Annotated in this window: 17 protein-coding genes; 9 read left to right on the top strand and 8 right to left on the bottom strand. The window is 62.2% G+C overall.

Translation table 11 applies throughout. The features are described 5' to 3' along the window. Positions 1–9: 9 nt before the first annotated feature. A complete protein-coding gene (locus tag AB3X94_RS31875) occupies positions 10–177 on the bottom strand; it encodes a hypothetical protein (RefSeq protein WP_176110689.1) in 168 nt (55 codons plus the stop codon). A 524-nt stretch (positions 178–701) separates the two neighbouring features. Between AB3X94_RS31875 and AB3X94_RS31870 the strand changes: the two genes are divergently transcribed. After that, positions 702–1,394, top strand: coding sequence for a CBS domain-containing protein (locus tag AB3X94_RS31870; RefSeq protein ID WP_176369360.1), 693 nt, complete (start codon positions 702–704; stop codon positions 1,392–1,394). A 116-nt stretch (positions 1,395–1,510) separates the two neighbouring features. Here the strand turns inward: AB3X94_RS31870 and AB3X94_RS31865 are convergent, their stop codons facing one another. Further along, complete coding sequence (locus AB3X94_RS31865; protein ID WP_176111504.1) at positions 1,511–1,957, bottom strand: SRPBCC family protein; 447 nt, start codon at positions 1,955–1,957, stop codon at positions 1,511–1,513. Positions 1,958–2,178: 221 nt separating this feature from the next. Here AB3X94_RS31865 and AB3X94_RS31860 point away from each other — a divergent pair, with 221 nt between their 5' ends. After that, on the top strand, positions 2,179–2,913 hold the full coding sequence (locus AB3X94_RS31860; protein WP_368613613.1) for a haloacid dehalogenase type II: 735 nt from the start codon (positions 2,179–2,181) through the stop codon (positions 2,911–2,913). Here the strand turns inward: AB3X94_RS31860 and AB3X94_RS31855 are convergent. Further along, entirely contained in the window at positions 2,896–3,495 is a 600-nt protein-coding gene (locus tag AB3X94_RS31855) for an NUDIX domain-containing protein (protein ID WP_368613612.1), read from the bottom strand. The genes AB3X94_RS31860 and AB3X94_RS31855 overlap by 18 nt on opposite strands. An 80-nt stretch (positions 3,496–3,575) precedes the next feature. Here AB3X94_RS31855 and AB3X94_RS31850 point away from each other — a divergent pair, with 80 nt between their 5' ends. The 6 genes from AB3X94_RS31850 (at position 3,576) to AB3X94_RS31825 (ending at position 10,627) form a co-directional block, all read left to right on the top strand. Next, positions 3,576–4,331: a DeoR/GlpR family DNA-binding transcription regulator gene (locus AB3X94_RS31850; protein ID WP_176369357.1), complete on the top strand. Its 756-nt coding sequence runs from the start codon at positions 3,576–3,578 to the stop codon at positions 4,329–4,331. A 211-nt stretch (positions 4,332–4,542) separates the two neighbouring features. Next, complete coding sequence (locus tag AB3X94_RS31845) at positions 4,543–5,343, top strand: transporter substrate-binding domain-containing protein (RefSeq protein WP_176111508.1); 801 nt, start codon at positions 4,543–4,545, stop codon at positions 5,341–5,343. A 361-nt stretch (positions 5,344–5,704) separates the two neighbouring features. Further along, positions 5,705–7,378, top strand: coding sequence for an alpha,alpha-trehalase TreA (gene treA / locus AB3X94_RS31840; RefSeq protein ID WP_368613611.1), 1,674 nt, complete (start codon positions 5,705–5,707; stop codon positions 7,376–7,378). A gap of 74 nt (positions 7,379–7,452) precedes the next feature. Continuing rightward, complete coding sequence (locus AB3X94_RS31835; protein WP_368613610.1) at positions 7,453–7,821, top strand: DUF2784 domain-containing protein; 369 nt, start codon at positions 7,453–7,455, stop codon at positions 7,819–7,821. A gap of 520 nt (positions 7,822–8,341) precedes the next feature. Beyond that, positions 8,342–10,177, top strand: coding sequence for a peptidase S10 (locus tag AB3X94_RS31830; protein ID WP_176111511.1), 1,836 nt, complete (start codon positions 8,342–8,344; stop codon positions 10,175–10,177). 57 nt (positions 10,178–10,234) lie between these two features. After that, a complete protein-coding gene (locus AB3X94_RS31825) occupies positions 10,235–10,627 on the top strand; it encodes a 2-oxoglutarate dehydrogenase (protein ID WP_176111512.1) in 393 nt (130 codons plus the stop codon). A gap of 109 nt (positions 10,628–10,736) precedes the next feature. On the opposite strand, the gene AB3X94_RS31820 is transcribed toward AB3X94_RS31825, so the two are convergent. From AB3X94_RS31820 to AB3X94_RS31800, 5 genes are all read right to left on the bottom strand, one after another. Continuing rightward, a complete protein-coding gene (locus AB3X94_RS31820) occupies positions 10,737–11,150 on the bottom strand; it encodes a VOC family protein (RefSeq protein WP_176111513.1) in 414 nt (137 codons plus the stop codon). A gap of 88 nt (positions 11,151–11,238) precedes the next feature. Further along, a complete protein-coding gene (locus AB3X94_RS31815) occupies positions 11,239–12,483 on the bottom strand; it encodes an amidohydrolase family protein (RefSeq protein WP_176111514.1) in 1,245 nt (414 codons plus the stop codon). Between the two features lie 55 nt (positions 12,484–12,538). Next, positions 12,539–13,906 carry an MFS transporter gene (locus AB3X94_RS31810; RefSeq protein WP_368613609.1) on the bottom strand — a complete coding sequence of 456 codons (1,368 nt, stop codon included), beginning with the start codon at positions 13,904–13,906 and terminating at the stop codon, positions 12,539–12,541. 145 nt (positions 13,907–14,051) lie between these two features. After that, the gene (locus AB3X94_RS31805; protein WP_368613608.1) at positions 14,052–14,585 is read right to left on the bottom strand and encodes a helix-turn-helix domain-containing protein; all 534 of its coding nucleotides are present in this window, start codon (positions 14,583–14,585) and stop codon (positions 14,052–14,054) included. A gap of 63 nt (positions 14,586–14,648) precedes the next feature. Continuing rightward, complete coding sequence (locus tag AB3X94_RS31800) at positions 14,649–15,722, bottom strand: AI-2E family transporter (RefSeq protein WP_176111517.1); 1,074 nt, start codon at positions 15,720–15,722, stop codon at positions 14,649–14,651. Positions 15,723–16,177: 455 nt separating this feature from the next. Here AB3X94_RS31800 and AB3X94_RS31795 point away from each other — a divergent pair, with 455 nt between their 5' ends. Continuing rightward, on the top strand, positions 16,178–17,473 hold the full coding sequence (locus AB3X94_RS31795; RefSeq protein ID WP_368613607.1) for a hypothetical protein: 1,296 nt from the start codon (positions 16,178–16,180) through the stop codon (positions 17,471–17,473). Positions 17,474–17,501: the final 28 nt, after the last annotated feature.

Genomic DNA, 17,501 nt, shown 5'->3' with positions numbered 1-17,501 from the left:
TCAGTCTCCTTATTGCAGTTGAACAGCGAGCAAGTCGTTGGCGAACGCGGGCCGGGCGGAGGCAAGCTCCATCAGGTCGACGAAGCCCTTGCTGAGCGCAAACTCATGCAGCGCATCATTGCCGCTGTCAGCCTTGATGCGACCGTAGCTTTCGACCATTTTCAGATCGGTAATCAAGTACATCATCTCAACCTCTTTCTGCCGGGGATGCCCGAGTTGTTACATGCGTAGCTCGGCGGAAAGGTGCACTCCGTCGCGCCGTTTTCCTCTCACGCTACGGTTTGAAGCGTAGGTCGCGTCGCTTAATTCAAGCTTAAAGAATGCCAGCGGTAGGAAGCCGCGCCGGGACAGCGATTCAGAAGCGCTCGCTGCGACGACGAATGCCGAAATCGCATGGGTGATTCCGCGCACAGCTCGCCGCCTACACTCCGTGTCGACCTCGAATATTGCTGCATCGCACTAAGCGACATCCCGGTTGAAACCGACCTTATCGTTAATCAGGTATTGAATATGGTTCGGCGCCGACTTTGTCGTAATCCACTAGCAGCGGGAAGATCTGCCTTGTGTTGCATACCAGCCGGTAAAGTTAACCTACACTCAAGGCGCCTCAGCACCGCGGCGTTGTCCCCCGGTGCGTCTGCCGACCTCGCGCGACGCGTGCAACCGATGAGGACCCGTCGCGGCCCGCACAGGAGAAGAACATGCGCGCGCTCGACATCATGACTTCTTCGGTCATTACCGCCACACCGGATATGACCATCCACGACGCAGCGAAGCTATTCGTCGATCACCACATCAGCGGCATGCCGGTGCTCGGCGCCAATGGGCAGGTGATAGGCATCGTCAGCCAGGGCGATCTGCTGCATCGTGTGGAAAACGGCACCGGGCACGGCAAACGTCGATGGTGGCTCGAACTGCTGTCCTCGTCGGCGCGCGAGCAGGCCGCGAGGTATATCAAGGAGCATGGGCATGTGGTCGGCGACGTGATGTGCGAGAACGTCATTTCGATTCCCGAAGACATGCCGCTGCACCAGATCGCCGACCTGATGGAACGCCGGCATCTGAAACGCGTGCCAGTGCTGAAGGATGGGCAGCTCGTCGGCATCGTCAGCCGCTCTAACCTGATCCGCGCGCTCGCTTCCGCCGAGCCGATAATCGACACGGGCTCGCACGACGATGCGAGCCTGCGCGACGCAATCGTGCGCGAGATGCACGGACAGCGCTGGGGGCTCGCGAAACAAGGTGTATTCGTCAAGGACGGCGTCGCGCATCTGTGGGGCATCATCGAATCCGAAGAGGAGAAGCGCGCGATCCGCATCGCCGCGGAAAACGTGCCCGGCATCAAGCGGGTGGAGAGCCATCTGGAGTCGCCGAGTGTGATTCCGACGATGTAGCCGGCGCGCCCGTCAAAGTGCCGAACCTTCCCTGATTGAGTGCGAGCGGCGCGGTTTCGGACCGCGCCGGGCTCGCACATTTGCTGGATGACGCAGCACGCGACTGATATTGAATGTCAGTCCGGAATCTCGGGCTCGACCAGCTTCGCAAGCTGCGCGAGCGACTCCTGCCAGCCGAGGTAACACATCTCGACCGGAATCATCTCGGGGATGCCCTCCTGCACGATGTTCAGTTCAGTTCCGCACGACACCTGCCGCAACGAAACGGTCGTATGCATCTGACCGGGCAGATTCGGATCGTCGAAATAGTCCGAGTAGCGGATCTTTTCGAACGGCACCAATTCGAGGTATTCGCCGCCGAACGAGTGACCCTTGCCCGAGCCGAAGTTATGAAACGACATCCTGTAGGTGCCGCCGACGCGCGCATCCATCTGATGCACGTCGCAGGTGAAACCATACGGCGGCAGCCATTTCGCCATCGCGGCGGGTTCGAGGAACGCTCGATAGATACGCTCGGGCGTCGTGCGCAAAACACGGTGAAATTTGACGGTGCCGGTAGCCATGATGAGTGTGCCTTTCACAGGAGGGGTTGAACATACTGTCACGACGGGCCGCCGCTGTGGGAATCGACACGCGCGAGACCAGGCAAAACCCTGGACGGCTCTCAGCACCTGCGCGGCTCCTCGTTCATTACGAGCCCTGTACACTCCGCCGCGATGCTAGCAACGCGTGCTTTCTCTTCGCCTAAGATGGATTGTTCCCGCCATACCCGCAAAGGACGATCATGGGCATCGACTCTACCAGCCAAACCACCATCAAAGCATTCGTGTTCGATGTCTTCGGAACCGTGGTTGACTGGCGAAGCGGCGTCGCGCGTGAAGCGCAACCGTTTCTGCAGCGGTACGCACCGAATCTCGACGCATCCGATTTCGCGGACGCGTGGCGACGCGAGTATTCGCCTGCGATGGAAGAAGTGCGTAGCGGGCGCAGACCGTATGTAAGACTCGAAGTGCTGCACCGGGAAAACCTCGTCAAAGTGCTGACGCGTTTCGGCATCGTCGACGTTACCGAGCCCGAGATCGATGAGTTGAACCTGGCCTGGCATCGGCTGGACCCGTGGCCCGATTCCGTCGATGCATTGCAGCGCCTGAAGGGGCGCTTCATCATCGCGCCGCTATCGAATGGCAACATTCGCCTGATGGTGGACATCGCAAAGCGTGCCGGTCTGCCCTGGGATGCCATTCTCGGCGCCGAAGTCGTCCGCGCTTATAAGCCCTCGCCGCGGGTCTATAGCGAAACGGCGGAAATTCTCGGCATCGCACCGCGCGAGCTATGCCTCGTTGCCGCACATAACAACGATCTCGCCGCCGCCCGGCGCGTCGGTCTGAGCACCGCGTTCGTGCTGCGGCCCACCGAGCATGGCCCTCAGCAGACGAGCGATCTGAAGGCGAACGAGGCATGGGACTTCGTTGTCGGCGATCTGCGCGAACTCGCGACGCAACTAGGCTGCCCGCGCTGACGCAAACCCACGTAAAGCGACGTACTGCAACAGCATGATCGTCTTGCCGTCGACGATTTCCCCTGCCTCGACCGCTCGCAACGCGGCTTGTAACGGCATTTCGATCACCTCGACATCTTCCCCTTCATCTTCGACGCCGCCGCCATCGTGGACGCGCATCGACGCCTCGTACTCGCCGACATAGAAGTGGAGCTTTTCGGTCACGGACCCCGGGCTCATGTAGGCCTCGAAAATCTTGTGGACCGCGCCGACGCGATACCCCGTTTCCTCCTCGACTTCGAGCCGGATGCGCTCTTCCGGCGAAGCGTCGTCGAGCAATCCGCCCGGCGCTTCGATCATCATGCCGTCGTGACCGTTCACGAACGCGGGCATGCGGAATTGTCGCGTGAGCATCACGTTGCCGGTGCGCGGACTGTGCAGCAGGATCGTCGCGCCGTTGCCGCGATCGTAGGTCTCGCGGTTCTGGCGCTGCCATGTGCCGTCGCGGCGCAGGAAGTCGAACGTCACCTTTTTCAGCGCGTACCAGTCGTCCGACAGCAAGGTCGTGGCGACGATGCGAACCCGGTCTTTCGTTGCAGTCATGTTGCCCTCCTGTCGATCACCGACAATGATTCATGTTATCGTGCAACTTCGTGCAATTTCAAGTGATTTCGTGCAATCCAATGTTGACCACCCAACGCAAGAAAGCGATCCTCGACGAGCTCGCGCGCAACGGGCAGGTGCTCGCAGGCGAGCTGAGTGTGGCGTTTGGCGTGTCGGAAGATACGATCCGCCGTGATCTGCGCGAACTGGCCGCTGAGGGGCGCTTGCAGCGGGTCCACGGCGGCGCGTTGCCGGCGTCTGCCGCGCTCGCGTCATTCGAGCAGCGTCAGGACATCGAGACGCTCGCCAAGCGGCGCATCGCGCGGCGAGCGGTCGAGCTGATCGCGCCGGGGCAAACCGTGATCGTCGACGGCGGCACCACCTCGGCGCTACTGGTCCGGGAACTGCCGGCCGATCTGCACGCGACCATCGTCACGCATAGCCCGAGCGTCGCGACGGCGCTGGCCGCGCATCCTTGCGTCGAAGTGATCCTGATCGGCGGGCGGCTCTACAAGCATTCGATCGTGGCCGTCGGCGCCGCGGCAATGGAAGGCATTTCGCGCATCCATGCCGACCTGTATTTCATGGGCGTGACCGGCGTGCATCCGAGCGCAGGGCTCACCACCGGCGACTTCGAGGAAGCCGCGATCAAGCGCGCGCTCGCCGCGCGCGCGGCGGAGACGGTCGTGCTCGCGTCGTCGTCGAAACTGAACGCCGCGTCCCGCTTCGTGATCGGTGATATCACGCTCGCGCAGACCATCGTGGTCGAGAAGAAGACCAGTGCGGAATTGACGAAGCCGATTGAAGCGGCCGGGGTGACCGTGGTGAGGGCGTAGGGTGTCTTCACGAATTGACTGATTGGCATCATCGTGGGCTCGAAGCGTCGCTCCACCGCCTCCGAACAAAGATAAAACAGACGACTTTTGGAGTGCTAGGATGACGCCGCACCCCGACATGATTCACGAAACGAGACAGTCGAGAGTGTGCACACGATGATGAAATCGTTGCGTTGTGCAGCCTGATACTCAAGTACAGAGGAGACACTCAATGAAACTTTCGAAGCTGCTGATTAACGCGCTGGCCATCTCCGCCTTCAGCTTTACCGCAATCGCGGCTCATGCCGAAGATCTGCTCGACTCGGTCAAACAGGCTGGAGTCCTGAAGATCGGTCTCGAAGGCACCTATCCGCCGTTCGACTCGCGCAACAAGGACGGTCAACTGGAAGGCTTCGACGTCGATGTCGCAAAAGCCGTGGCGGCGAAGCTCGGGGTAAAACCGGAGTTCATTCCGACCGAGTGGAGCGGCATTATCGCGGCGCTGCAGAGTGGCAAATTCGACGTGATCATCAACCAGGTCACCATTACCCCGCAACGCAAACAGGTTCTTGATTTCAGCCAGCCATACACGTACTCGGCCGCGCAGCTGATTCAACGCGCGGACGACAAGCGTGAGTTCAAATCGCTCGACGAATTCAAGGGCGACAAGAAGATCGGCGTGACGCTCGGCACCAACTACGACCAGATGGCGCGCGCAGTACCCGGCATCAACGTGCAGACTTATCCGGGCGCACCCGAGAAGCTGCGCGATCTCGCGGCCAAGCGTATCGACGCGACCATCGACGACCGGCTGATGCTGCCTTACATCATCAAGAACTCGCAATTGCCGCTGCGTACGGGCGCGGTGCTGAAAGGCGCCGACCAGGAAATGGGCATCCCGTTCCGCAAGGACAATCCGAAGTTCGCGAAAGCACTCGACGATGCGCTGACCCAAATGAAGCAGGACGGCACGCTCAAGAAGATCTCGATGCACTGGTTCGGTACGGACGTGACGCAGCCTCTCGCGCAGTAAATTTCTCGTTGTTCTCCCGTACTCGCGCCGGCCTGCAGAATGGTCGACGCGGGTACGTCGCTTGCTCCCCGAGCGGTTTTTCTCGCGGAATCGCTCGCGCTCATCGCTTCCATTGCTTCGAATCACGAAGCACGCGCAAATACGCGATTGCGCGCATCTTCCCCTTCGTTCATCACGTTTCGATCTTCATGCTGAGTGCATACAGGATGTGCTGCGCCGCAGTTGCCTGATGCTTCGAAAGCGTGCGATGCTTTCGGGGCCATTGATCCGGCCACCTCGTGCCGGACTCGCATGTCGTCGGGAGACGACGTCGAATGGCGTGCGAAGAGACCAGTGACATGCCCACAACCTTGGAGGCATCATGAGCACTCAATCACTGTCTCGCAGCAGCACCGCATCCAACGCGCATCTCTTTCCCAGCTTAAATGAGCACTTCGTGCCGCGACGTTCGCCGATCACGCTCGGCATCGCGTGCATCGCCACGCTCGTCTTCGCATCTGCGAGCTGTCTGGCCGATACCCAGGTGGGCGCCGCGCTGCCGCCCGCGCCCGACATCCTGTACGGCGATCTGTTCGTCGCCGTGCAAACCGCGAAGATCTTCAACGATCAGAAGACATTCGTCGACTCGACGCCGAATGGCAGTCCCGCCGCGATCGTGCAGTTATACGAAACGCGGAAGAGCCAGCCCGGTTTTTCGCTGCAGCAATTCGTCAGCCAGTACTTCACTCCGCCGCCCGATCAGAGCATCACGCCGCCGCCCAATCAGAGTCTGCGCGAGCACATCGACTGGCTGTGGAGCGGCCTCACGCGCACGACGACGAGCGCGCCCGACTACAGCTCGCTGATCCCGATGCCCAAACCGTACGTCGTGCCGGGCGGCCGCTTTCGCGAGGGCTACTACTGGGATACCTATTTCACGATGCTGGGGCTGCAGGAGTCCGGACGCGAAGATCTCGTCGACGATATGCTCGACAACTTCGCGTACATGATCGACACGTTCGGTCATATCCCGAACGGCAATCGCACGTACTATCTGAGCCGCTCGCAACCGCCTTTCTACTCGTATATGGTCGAGCTCGCGGCGCAAAAGGAAGGCAATAAGGTCTATCAGAAGTACCTGCCCGAACTGCGCAAGGAGTACGCGTACTGGATGCAGGGTTCGGCCAGCACGCCCCGCGGCGGCGCGACGCGCAATGTCGTCGTGCTCAACGATGGCACCGTGCTGAACCGCTACTGGGACGAGTTGGACACGCCGCGCGACGAGTCCTATCTCGAGGACGTGCAGACCGCGCAGGCGAGCGGCCGTCCGGCCAACCAGGTCTACCGCGATCTGCGCGCGACCGCCGAAAGCGGCTGGGATTTCAGCTCACGCTGGTTCGGCGACAACCAGACGCTCGCCACGGTGCGCACGACATCGATCATCCCAGTCGATCTGAACAGCCTGTTATTCCATCTCGAGACGACGATCGCGCGCGGCTGCTCGGCGACACGCGACTTCCATTGCGTCGCGCAGTTCATCGGCTACGCGGCGCGTCGCGCGGAAGGCATCAACCGTTATCTGTGGAATAGCAACGGCTACTACGGCGACTACGACTGGCAACTCCGCAAGTCACGCGACAACCAGACCCCGGCGATGCTGTATCCGCTGATGGCCGGCGTGGCGTGGCCCGAGCGCGCGTGGAAGACTGCGCAGACCGTGCAGAACGTGCTGCTCAAGCAAGGCGGCCTCGCGACCTCGATCTATAACACCACGCAGCAATGGGACGCACCGAACGGCTGGGCGCCGTTGCACTGGATCGCGATTCAGGGCCTCAAGCGCTACGGACGCACCGATCTCGCTCAGTCGATCGGCACGCGCTTTCTCGCGGACGTCCAGAACGTCTACAACACGCAGCAGAAGCTCGTCGAGAAGTACGTCGTCGAAGGTGCGGGGGAAGGCGGCGGCGGGGGTGGCGAGTATCCGCTGCAGGACGGCTTCGGGTGGACCAATGGTGTGACGTTGATGCTGCTCGATCTGTATGGCAATGGGCAGTGAGGCGCGGCGGCATGTTCAGGCGAGTGCACTGAGCTTGGCCTTATGATTCCAGATACATCCCGAGTGGAAGCAGAATGATCTGGCTCGCCAATGTTGTTCTCGTGCTGCACGCGCTGATCGTGGTGTTTATCGTCGGCGGACTATTCGCGATCTGGATCGCCCACGGTTTGCGACTCCCGTGGGCGCGCAATCGCGCGTTTCGTACGCTGCATGTTCTCGCCATCGGTATCGTCGCGGCGCTCGCGGTGCTCGATGTGCCGTGCCCGTTGACCGTGCTGGAGGACAATCTGCGCACGGGCACGGCTGGTCCGCAAGGCTTCATACAGCGGTGGGTAAGCGCCTGGCTGTATTACGACTTTCCACCGTGGGTGTTCGTGGTCGCCTATGTCGCGTTTTTGTTGGCGGTGATTCTTACCTGGTATCGAATTCGGCCACGGGCCTGACTCGAATATCGCCTTTTTAATTCGATGAAGGATACGTTTGCACCGGTTAAATTTACCATTTAATTCATTTTTGAAACGCAATTAATTCCGACGACTTTCCCACCAAAATCCAATGCAATGCGGATAAATCCGGACAGCATTTTTCCGCGCCAAGCCGCCGAGACCGCACCGGTGCTCGCTAACAGACCATCTCTATCCCGAATAGCATAATCACCGCTCTATCCTTGACAAGACCTCATTTCGCATCTTATTTTCACTCTTGCTAAGCGCCGGAAAGATTCAATTTTAAATTTCTCTTCAAATGTCGAGATAAATCGACAGGAAATTCCTTTGCCCATTCAATCGGTAACTCTGGAAAGCAAATAGAAATATCCACGCAAGCAATTTGAATTAATGAATTCGGAAAAGCTGTCCATGCAAGCGCTGCGTGTCTTCGAGTGCGGTGCGGGTTATTCGATCTCCAACGCGCGACCGGCGAAAAGCGGCCGTTGTGTAGCGGTATCACTCACCAGGGAACGAGATGAAACCAGACAGAAGGAGTACCGACGATGGCCGCGTCCGTCGTCATGGCCGGCTAGCCGCGCTAAGCGTGCTGACACTCGGAATCGTGATCGTCGCCGGATGCGGCGGCAGCGATGGAGGTTCGTCGGCGTCGGCGGTTCCAGGCAGCATGGCGCAGGTCGCCAATCAGGCGCAAGCCGCATCCGCGCCGCAGACGCCGTCCGCCAATCAGCCCTATACCGATCTCACCAGCTATTCGACGAGCGCGACATCCGGCATTGCCTCGTCGCTGGTCACGGAGAAAGCGGCGATCATGCATTACCAATGGACGTCCGGCAGCACCACCATCAACTACACGACGACCACCGGCCATCTGACCGCAATGGATCTGACGAGCGGCGCACCCGAAGCGACGATGTCTTATGTCGCCTACACGGCGCCGAGCACGAATGGCAAACCGCGGCCCGTCACGTTCGTCTATAACGGCGGGCCGGGCTCTTCGTCGATCTGGCTGCGGCTCGGATCGTTCGCGCCGACGCGCGTCGCGACCACCGATCCGCTGCTGAACGGCACCAGCTGGCCGAACTACCCGCTCGTGAACAACACCGAAAGCCTGATCGACACGACCGATCTCGTGTTCATCGATCCGCCGGGCACGGGCCTCTCCGAGGCGATCCTGCCGAACACCAACCAGACCTATTGGAGCACCGATGCGGACGCGAACATCATGCGTGACTTCATCATTCGCTACCTGACGGTCAATTCGCGCAGCAGCTCGCCGATCTATCTGTACGGTGAATCGTACGGCACGCCTCGCACCGACATCCTCGCGCTCGCGCTCGAATCGGCCGGCGTGCACCTCACAGGGATCACGCTGCAGTCCTCGATCCTGAACTACTTCGCGGATGCGATCGAGGCGGTGGCGATCACGGGTTCGCCCAATCAGCTCGCGCTCGAAACCGATACGTTGAGCGGCTACATGCCGGGCTATGCCCAGGTCGCGGCATACTACAACCAGGTGTCGCCCGCGCCAGTGAATCAGGCGACTTACGCGCTTCGCAGCGAGGCGTTCGTGACCGCCAACTACAACCTGTTCAAGAACTATTCGCTGTACTGGACGTTGAGCCAGCTCGGCGCGCCCACTTACGCGGGACCGCCGAACTTCCCGCCGACGTGGCTCGAGAAGTTCTGGGACGCCGAATCCGGCCTCACGTTGCAGGCGATGCAGGGTTACTTCAACGTCAATCCGTTCAACATCACGCTGGTGCCGGGCTCGACGATCGGCCGCTACGATGGTCGCGTGTCGTTGCCCAACTCGGACCCGCGCCTGCAAAGCGACGGCGACCCGTCGGACATCCTGATCTCGCTGCCGTTCACCAATGCGTTGGCCACGCAGATGCCGGATTACCTCGGCTACACCGCACCGAACGCCGCGTATATGCCGCTGAACGACGCGGTCATCGAGGCGTGGAATTTCTCGCACGGCGGTCAGCCGCTGCCCGACACGATCCCCGATCTGCTCGGCGCACTGCAGCTGAATCCGCAACTGAAGGTGCTGGCGGAAAACGGCTACCACGATCTGGCCACGCCGTTCTTCAATACCGAGAAGCAGCTCGCGCGACTGAAGACGGTGCAGGGCCTCGAGCCGAATCTGCAGGTCAACTTCTTCCAGGGCGGGCATATGATTTATCTGGATGACGTGGCGCGCCCGCAGATGAAGGCGGATCTGGCGGCCTTCTATGGCGGCACGCCGATAGCGGGCGCACTCACGCTCGCGACGCTGCCGCAGCCGTGGGCCGACGAAGCGCCCGCCGCCACGCCGACGAGCGAGGCGGTCGCCGCGACCGCGCCCTGATCGATGGTGGTTTCGCTTCGCGCGAGACCCTCCGACTACTTTTTATGGCGAGTGATCATGTCTTCAATCGATATCTTGCGACGTACGCTGGCGTTGATCGTCCTCGGTGTGGTCGTCGGTAGTGCGCAGGCGCTGCCGCCTCAGCCGGTCGCGCCCGTGACGCTACCCCACGGCGGACACGGCGTCGACGGTCCGTTCTTTCCTCATAACCGTGCTAGCGCGGTCGCGCCGACCACCGGCTCGACATTGCAGCAGCAGGCTCAGCAGCGCATGGAGAGCAGGCTGGGCGCGAATTCGGTGCTCAGCAACGGCTCGTCGATCACCAAGGCTCTGGCGCAAAGCAATGGGCTCGGCTATATCGCCAGGCATTTTGACGAGATCGATAGCGCGCATTCGGGTCGTGTGACGTTGAACGACGTGCGGCAGTATCTGCAGCAGCATCAGCAGTGATACCCGGTTAGGCCATCGGTCCCGTAGGGGGGACGGCCGGCGAACGCGTCGCGATCGTGCGACTTGTCGCCGGCCGTTTGTGACTACGCGCCGCCCGGATCGCTTACGCTCACTTCTGCGCCGCCGCCTGGATCATCTTCCATCCATTGCCCGCAGGATCGCGAAAGCCCGCATCGACGCTGCCGAAACGATCCACCGGCTCCTGCGTGAATTCCACGCCGCGCGCCTTCAATTGCTCATAGCTCGCGCGACAGTCGGCAACGGACAGCACCAACGGCGGCATCGCTCCCTTCGCGACCATCGCGCGCAGCGTTTGCGCGGTCGCTTCATCGTGGATCGGCGGCCCCGGCGCGAACAGGCCCAACTGGAAAGTCGGCTGCTCCGGGTGCTGGACCGTGAGCCAGCGGTAAGCGCCGTTGCGCACGTCCGTGTGGACGCGAAAGCCGAGCTTGTCGACGTAGAACGAAAGCGCCGCGTCCTGATCGTCGACGTACAAACCGACCACATCGATACCCTGATTCATGACTCCTCCCTCGGTGGTTGAGGGCTCGACTGTATCGCTGAGCACCGGGCGGCGCTTCTCCAAAACTGCGCTCGGCTCGCGCGCCGGTTCAATGCAATTCGTTGAACTCGACGCGCCCGGCCTTCATCACCAGCGGGATACGCTCGCCCTGGCCCGTCAGACAACTCAGATCGCGCAACGGATCGCCGTCGACCACCAGCACGTCGGCAAAGGCGCCCGGTGTCAGGCGTCCCAGCTTACCCGTCATGCCGAGAATCTCGGCGCCGATGGTGGTGGCGCTGCCGATGATCTCGGCGGGGGTCAGCACTTGCGCGCGGATCGAAAACTCGTCGCTTTGCATCCGGTGGCCTGGGCCGAGCAGATCGGAACCGAAGCCCATCTTGACCCCGGCGCGCTTGAAAATCTCCAGCGACTTCAAACCGGCGTCACGCACGATGTCGATCTTGGCCGCGCTCTCGGCCGACAGGCCATAGCGCACGCCCTCGATATGCAAGGCCTCGTAGGCCACCAGCGTGGGTACCACGTACGCGCCGCACTCGGCCATCAGATCGGCGGTCGGCGCATCGATCAGATTGCCGTGCTCGATCGTGCGCACCCCGCAGCGCACCGCGCGCCGCATCGATTCAGCCGTATAGGCGTGCGCCATCACATAGGTGCCGCGCGCCTCGGCCTCGGCGACGACCGCGCGAATCTCGTCCTCCGAGTAGCCGAGCGCGCCGATCGGATCGGTCGGCGACGCGACGCCGCCAGACGCCATGATCTTGATCTGGTCAGCGCCCATTTGCAGTTCTTCGCGCACGGCGCGGCGCAACGCGTCGACGCCATCGACGACCCGGCTCAACGCACCGACGCGCACGCAGCAATTGCAAGGCGCGTCGCCGGGCATGAAGTCGGTGCGCGCGCGGCCGTCGCCGTGGCCGCCGGTCTGGCTCAGCGCGCGTCCGGCAACGAACAGGCGCGGCCCTTGCGCAAGTCCCATCTCGACCGATTGCTTGAGCGCGAAGCCGGCGCCGCCCGCATCGCGCACGGTCGTGAAGCCGCGCCGCAGGATGCCGCGCATGATCGGCAGCGCCTTGAGCGTGACGAATACGTTGGGCATGTTGACCTGGCTCGGCAAGTCGAACTGCGTCGCGACCATGTGCGCGTGCAGGTCGATCAGGCCCGGCATGATGGTCTTCCCTTGCAGATCGATGACCTGTGCGCCGGATGCGTCGATCGGCTGCTGCGAGACTGCCTTGATCGTGTCGCCTTCGACGAGCAGATTGTGACCCGGCTGCAATGCATGATGCATTGGATCGAGCAAAGCGGCGTTCTTGAACAGGATGCGGTCCATATGTTGTTCCTGGGGTTGCAGAGTGCCAGCGCGTAATCCGCCGGCGATCAGCCGTTCAGCGGTTCAGGCGCATCGCGGCAATTTCTTCGAGCGACCGGCCGCGAGTGGACACGCCCATGATCAGAACGGCGAGCGCACCGATGATCAGCACCAGCGTCGTGCCGCCGAAAACCCCACCGAAGCCCAGCCGCGGATAAAGAAATCCGACCAGGATCGGCGCGGCGATCGCGCCGAGGCGGCCGATCGCCGAAGCGACGCCCATGCCGGTCGCGCGCACTTCGGTGGGGAACACCTCGGGGGTGTACGCATAGACGCCGGCATAAGTCCCGTTCATGAAGAACGACAGCAAAAAGCCGGAGGTCAGAATTTCGGCATCGCTGTGCGTGAGCGCGAGCCCCAACGCGGAGAATCCGCCGAGCGCCATGTACGTGACGATGGTCGCACGGCGGCCGATCTTTTCATTGAGCCACGCGCCCGAGAAGTAGCCGGGAATCTGCGCGAGGTACATGACCAGTGAATACGAAAAACTGCGCGTAATCGTCATGCCGTTTTGCACCAGCAGACCGGGAATCCACGTAAAGAACGCGTAGTAGCTGAACGTGATCGACAGCCACATCAACCAGGCCATCGCGGTGATGCCGGCCAGTTGCCGCGACCACAGCGCCTTGAGTTTCGCCAGTGGCGTACCGGACGCGACCGGGGCTGGGGCGCTCACCCCCTGCGCTTGCTCCGGCAGCAGCGGCAAACCGGCGGCGCGTACCACGGCTTCCATCCGTTCGACGATCACCTCGGCTTCGGCGGTTCTGCCGCGGCTGTCGAGCCAGCGCGGTGATTCGGGCAACGCGCGCCGCCACCACAGCAGCATGACGATCGGCAGTGCGGTGATCACCGACACGACACGCCAGGCGTCGGGCGCGAGCGGTATGACCAGATAACCGAGTATCGCGGCGAAGACGAAGCCGAACGAGAAGAACACCGCCAGACTGCCGGTGAAGGTGCCGCGATATTTGCGTGCGCAGAACTCCGACAGGAAGGGCGCGACGATCGCGCTTTCGGCGCCGGTGCCGAGCCCGGCGATGATGCGTGTCGCCATGAAAAAAGGCCAGTTCTGCGCAGTGGCGCTGACGAGCGATGCGAGGCAGTAGACGATCAGTGCCCACACCATCACTGTGCGGCGGCCGATCACGTCACCGAGGATGCCAGCGAGCGCGGCGCCGAAGAAGTAGCCAATGAAGGTGCCGCTGCCGAGCACGCCGGTCTGCACGCTGCTCAGATTCCACTGATTGCGCAGCACTGGCAGCATGAAGGCCAGTACCGCGGCATCCATCGCATCGAAGACGTAACCGAGTCCTCCCATCCATAGCAGTTTGCGATGAAAGCTCGAGTACGGTAGGCGCTCTATACGCGCGGGAATCGTCGACATAGCTTCCTTCCAGAAAGGGCGGCGCCGTGGCACCGGGCTTGGTCGAACGAGTATAGGAAGTCGAAATGGGCGGGTCTTGGTTGGAAACCGCATCGAATATGCGGATTCCGGCATCACGGTGCGGCGGGCGCGAGCACTGCCTGATTCATGTTTTCTCGCTGGCAGGAGGCTCGGCAGCGTCGCCGTTCGTGCGGCGACGCTTTTCCAGAACCGCGGCCGTCAGGTCCGGACGTTGCGCGGCCTTCAGCACACAGGCGGGCACGCGATCGAGTTCGGTCTGATTGGCGCGTGCCTGCACGCGCATCTCGCTCGGGCTCAGGCCGGTGATGTCGCGAAACACGCGGCCGAACGTGCCGAGGCTTTCCCAGCCGGTCGCGAACGCGATGTCCGTGATGCCGAGGTCGGTGTCACGCAGCAGCGTGGTGGCTTGCTCGATACGGCGCGTCAACAGATAGCGGTGCGGCGGCACGCCGAAGGCCCGCTTGAACGAACGCGCGAAGTGCGCTTCCGACACGCCGCTTACTTCAGCCAGGCGCCGCACCGGCCAGGCTTCGTGCGACGCGGCATCGATGCGGTCTTTCGCGCGCAGCAGGCGGCGCAACAACGCCGGGTCTTCGAGCGCTTCGGCGCTGCCCGGGATGGGAAGGGGCTGGAGTTCAGGGTCGTGTGAGCGGGACATGAGTTCGCATTGGAACGGCTCGTCGAAGAACGCGCGGGTGAAAGAGCCGCCGCGGCGACCGCTTCAAGCGGTCTGCTCGGTCTTGCCGTAAGTGAGCCGGCCGTTTTTCGACAGCAGCACCGCGACAGGCCGCGTCATTTCGAATTCGGAGAAAATGATCGTCATGCTGGCGGTGATGGGCACCGCGAGAAAGGCGCCCGGCACGCCCCACAACGCCGACCACACCGCCATGCTCGCGACAATCGCGAACGGGCTCAGGTTCAGCGAATTGCCCGTCAGATACGGATCGAGAATATTGCCGATCACGAAGTGAATCGCGGACAGCGAAACCAGCACGATCAGGACCGAATTCACGTCGCCGAACTGCAGTACCGACATCAGCACCGGGAACGCAACCGCGAGCACCGAGCCGATATATGGCACATAGTTCAGCAGCGCGGTCAGTATCGCCCACAGCCCGGCGAACTCGAGGCCGACGCTGCGCATCGCGAGCCAGCAGAGCCCGCCGAGCAGCACGCCGAGAAACGTCTTCAGCGCGAGATACGCGCCAATGCGCCGGTTGATGTCGATGACCACGCCCCGGATGCGCGCCGCGTTGGTCGAATTGGCGGTCATGTTCGCCAGCTTGTCGCCGAACGTGCGGCGCTCGAACAGCAGAAAACTCGCATACAGCACGATCACGAACAGGTCGATGATCATCGACGAGAGCGACGCCAGCAGGCCCGTCACCATCGCCTGAATGTTAAGTTGCGTGAGTATGTTCCGCCGCAGTGACTCCCAGGTCGGCTCGCTTTCGAGGTGCAGCAGCGTCGAGATCTTGTGGATCATCAGCAAGACCGAGTCCTGGTAGCGCGGGGCGAGCGCGACGAGCGCGTCATAGTTGGCGACCAGCATGTCGACTGCGAAGAAAATCGCGGCGCAGATCAGGAACATCGACAGCCCATAGCGCAACTGCACCGGCAGCCGCGGGCCGATCAGCGGAATGCGTTGCAGCAGCCGCGTGAGGTCGACCACCAGGTACACCGCGATCGCGCCGAACACGATCGGCACGAAAACCGCACGCCCGATATACAGCAACCAGCCCACAATCAGCAGCAGCAGCACTACGTATACGGACGCTTGCAATCTGTCGGTCATTGCTCAGTGCTCCATGAATCGGCAAACAGGTGCGCCCGCGCTCAACCCGAGGACGACGGCGATCGCCGCGCACGCGCCCGCCGTACGAGCCCCTTACACAGCAGGCCGCGCGATGGACAGAACCGATCTTCGCACAGAACGATGACAGCTCACATATAAAGCGCGCCAGATCGTTCCGTCCGCCAACTCCAGGCCGATACCTCGAAATGCGCCAGCAGAATGTCGCGAAACGTTGTGATGCGCCGGTCTCGCTCGTGAAACCATCTGTTAGGCTGTTTTAATCGGTTTCGATCACCTGACGTGGTTCGACGCGAGCGCCTGCGCCACGCGGTGACAGCGTTCGGCCAAATCACGCAGTGAAACCCGCGCCGCGCGTGGCGGTGCGATGTCCGCACTTTGTCTATGCGCGATGTCCGCTGCACGCATCCCTTTCACCTCACGGCATGGAGAACGAGATGCTGCAACGGCTGGGGTCGCGATTCGTCGCATTGGGTCTGATCTGGACATTGTCCGCTTGTGGCGGCGGAGGTGGCGGCAGCGGCGCGGAGCCGGGCGGCACCGGCTCGAACGGCGCGGCCGGAGCGACCACCCCCGCATCGAGTCCCGCGCCCGCGTCGAGTCCGGCACCGGCATCAAGTTCAACTCCGGCATCAAGTCCAACTCCGGCGTCGAGCCCGTCGGGCGCATCGGACGCGAGCGCGACGACGCCCAAGCTCGCCGCCGCGACGCCGATCATCGACGGCACGACACTCGGCGCCGCCATCTGGCCCGCGGGCGTCACGTCAGCGGGCGGAACCGGTCAGCCCGTCGGCGGACTGAACTGCGCGTTGCGCAGCACCGCGTACACGTATGCTCACGTCTCGATCTATCAGAACGGGCAACTCCTGACGCTGCCGCCCAACATCGGCATGGTCGAGCCGACCATCACCGCGCCGACTGGCTGCGCGTATCCGGTGCACACGGTCGATTCGAGCGGCAAGATCCATATGGACGCGACGACCGGCGCGACTTATACGCTCGGCCAGTTCTTCTCGATCTGGGGCGAGCCGCTGAGTGCGTCAAACGTGGCGGGTCTGACCGCCTCGCCGATCGCGATCTACGTGAACGACGGCGGCACTCTCACGCAATACACGGGCGACCCCGCGAGCCTCGTGCTGAAGCCGCACGACGAAATCACGATCATGGTCGGCACGCCTGTCACACAAGTGCCCACCTATGCGTGGACCGATCCGCCGCCGTTCGACCCGAACCCGATCACGCTCGTCTTCGGAGGCGTGGTCGGCTCGTCGTTCTGGCCGAACGGCACGACGTCGACGGGCGGCAACGGCTCGCCGGTCGACGGCCTGACCTGCGCGCCGAACATGAATGTGCTGTACCACGTGCACGCGCACCTCGCGATCATCAAGGACGGGCAATGGCTCGCGTTGCCGGCGAACGTCGGCATCCTGTCGCAATGCACGTATGAAATGCACACGCACGACAACACCGGCATCATCCATATGGAAGCGCCGACCGAAAGGACCTATACGCTCGGCGACTTCTTCGATATCTGGGGCGAGCCGCTGACGAGCACGAACGTCGCGGGCATCATGGGCGACGTGGTCGCGTATATCAACGACAACGGCGATTCGCGCCGCTATATGGGCGACTTGCGCAATATCGAACTGACATCGTTGCGCGACATCACGCTGCAGATCGGCACGCCGCCGGTGAGCACGTTGGCGACGTATTCGTGGTACGAGCCGCAATAACATCCGCCGCAGGCCGCGTCACTTCGCC

It is taken from the genome of Paraburkholderia sp. BR10923 (assembly GCF_040948765.1).
In the GTDB taxonomy this organism is placed as follows: domain Bacteria; phylum Pseudomonadota; class Gammaproteobacteria; order Burkholderiales; family Burkholderiaceae; genus Paraburkholderia; species Paraburkholderia youngii.
Note: the sequence above shows the minus strand (reverse complement) of the source record. Positions and strands in the feature narration are given on the sequence as shown.